Source organism: Stenotrophomonas capsici (assembly GCF_034961085.1).
GTDB lineage: Bacteria > Pseudomonadota > Gammaproteobacteria > Xanthomonadales > Xanthomonadaceae > Stenotrophomonas > Stenotrophomonas capsici.
In genome coordinates this window covers 1-2,346 of sequence record NZ_JAYFUH010000154.1, presented here as the reverse complement: position 1 = coordinate 2,346, position 2,346 = coordinate 1, and the positions used below count along the sequence as shown (strand labels likewise).

The following is a 2,346-nucleotide window of genomic DNA, read 5'->3' as shown; positions in this document are numbered from 1 at the left end:
TCGACAACCGCGCGCCAGCGCCCGGATGGCGCAGCATCGCGGCGAAATCCGGATCGCGACGGCGCACCGCCGCATCCGCCAGCCCCTGCTCGTCCACCTGTTCCACGCCCAGCAGGCAATCACCAAACGGCAGGCCGAGGTCGCGCAGGCGCGCCAGCGTGTCCGGCTCGACCATCAGGTCCGGGTTGACGAACGCCTGCCACGCCGCGTGGCATTCGGCCGCGCCCTGGTTGCAGGCGGTAGCGAAGCCGGGGTTGTCGGGGTTGGCGATGAAGCGCACGCGCGCATCGGCGAGCGCGTGGCGCTGGGCGATCTCCAGCGAGCCGTCGAACGAGGCGTTGTCGACCACACGGATCTCGGTGACATCCTGCGCGGCGCGCAGTCGCGCCAGGCATTCGTCTAGGGTACTCGCGCTCTGGTAGCTGACGACGACAACGGCAATCGACTGACTCACAACGGCTCCGCGCCTGGAAGGGAACCGCAGGCATCGAACAGGTCGCGCTGGGCTTGCGGCATTATCGCCTGCTCGACCAGCTGCTGCAGCAGCGCGCGATGGGCCTGCAGCGGGTCATCCATCAGGAAGCCGGCCAGCCGCGCGGTCCATGTCGGCCAGCGATTGGCCAGCACCTCCATGTCGCCATCGCCCGGCTGCCCTTCGCCGGCGCGGCCGACGAAGGCGTTGTCGCACAGCACGTTGCGCCAGCCCAGCCCGCTCATGCGCAGGCTCAGGTCGACCAGCGCGGCGTACCACGAGCCATAGCTGTGGATGTCCAGACCGCCGGCACGACGACGCGCACTGCCGCGTATCAACACCGCGTGGGTCACCGCCGACGGCAGCTCCGGATGCAGCAACGGCATCGCCGCCAGCGCCAACGCCATGCGTTGCGGGTCGACCGGCAGTGGATTGACCTCGCCGGCGCGCGGCCAGGACACGGTTTCGCCGGCGTTGCTCCAGGGCGTGGCGGTGGCGATGGCCGCATCGCGCGCGAAACATTCGCCCAACTGCTGCAACCAGCCACTACCCGGCACTGCGTTGGGGGCCAGCACCGCCACGTCGGCATCGCCGCAGGCCTGCAGCATCTGGTCCAGATGCGCCGATTCACCGATCGGCCGCGGGCGCCGGGTGTATTCGGCCTGCAGGCGCGTATGCGCCAGCCAGTGCTCGATCACCGCTTGCCCGCGCGGACCGGACTGGCCATCGTCGGCCAGCCATACCGGCGTGCCGGCCGGCGTGGATGCTTCCAGCGCCGCCAGGCAGGCATCCAGAGCCGTGTCATCCACGCCTACCGGCAACAGGATGACGGGCAGGCCCATGCTCAGTGGCCCGCCTTGGGCTTGTTGATCGGGTCCAGGGCGCGGAACTTGCTGCCGTATTCGTCGGTGAGGTTCCGTGCTTCCTGCGGATTGCGCACGATGGTCGGGGTCAGCAGCACGATCACCTCGCTGCGGCGGCTGTTCTGGGTCTTGCGGCCGAACAGGCCACCAATCACCGGCAGCCGGCTCAACCCCGGCAAGCCCGAGGAGCCCTTGGTGGCGCTGTCCTCGATCAGGCCGCCCAACATGACGGTGTCACCGGCATTCACGGCGGCCTCGGTCTTCATGCGACGCGTGTTGATGCGCACGTTGCCGTTTTCATCAGCCTTGCCTTCCGGCGAACTGACCTCCTGCACGATGTCCAGGAACACCATGCCATCGCGGGTCACGCGTGGCCGCACCTTGAGGATGGTGCCGGTTTCCAGGTACTGCACCTGCGCGTACTGGTTGTCGCTGATGCCCGATACCGACACCGAATACACCGGGATCTTGCTGCCCACGTTCAACGTGGCCACCGCGTTGTTGCGCACGAACACCGAGGGCGTCTGCAGCAGGCGTACGTCGGTGACCTGGTCCAGCGCGGTGATCACCGCGGCGGCGTTCTTGCCGAGGAAGGTCCAGCTCAGCCCTCCCGTCCCGTCGGTACTGCCAGGCACCAGCGACCCGGCGATATCGCCCCAGATGCCGCGACCCAGTGCCGACGGCAAACCGGCCCCCCCTGACTCCTTGGAGGCATTGACCGCCTGCTCGAAATACCAGTTCACGCCGTAGCTCAACTCGCCGGTCAACGCGACTTCGGCCACCTGCGCCTCGATGTGCACCTGCATCGGCATCACGTCGAGCTTCTCGACCACCTCGCGGATCGAGCGCCACGCCTGTGGCGTGCTGCGCACCAGCAGCGTGTTGGTTTCCTCCACCGCCGAGACGCCGACGCGGTCGCCCTCCACTTCCAGCGTCACGCTGCCGTTGCCGGTGCCGCGCGAAGGCAGCGACAGGCTCTCGCCGCTGCCACCACCGCCGTTGCTGCCACTG

Annotated in this window: 3 protein-coding genes; all 3 read right to left on the bottom strand. The window is 68.4% G+C overall.

The genetic code is table 11. The annotated features are described in order from the left end of the window. Positions 1 to 454, bottom strand: a 454-nt coding sequence (locus VA603_RS10470) for a glycosyltransferase family 2 protein (RefSeq protein WP_323438782.1), incomplete at its 3' end; no start/stop codon positions are given. After that, the gene (locus tag VA603_RS10465) at positions 451 to 1,314 is read right to left on the bottom strand and encodes a glycosyltransferase family 2 protein (protein ID WP_323438781.1); all 864 of its coding nucleotides are present in this window, start codon (positions 1,312 to 1,314) and stop codon (positions 451 to 453) included. The genes VA603_RS10465 and VA603_RS10470, both read right to left, overlap by 4 nt. A gap of 2 nt (positions 1,315 to 1,316) precedes the next feature. Continuing rightward, positions 1,317 to 2,346 (bottom strand): secretin N-terminal domain-containing protein (locus tag VA603_RS10460; RefSeq protein ID WP_323438780.1); only part of this gene is annotated, 1,030 nt, incomplete at its 5' end.

What these genes read in the sequence shown, in the direction of transcription:
- VA603_RS10465 (WP_323438781.1), bottom strand. Translation starts at nt 1,314, where the DNA reads ATGGGCCTGCCCGTCATCCTGTTGCCGGTAGGCGTGGATGACACGGCT.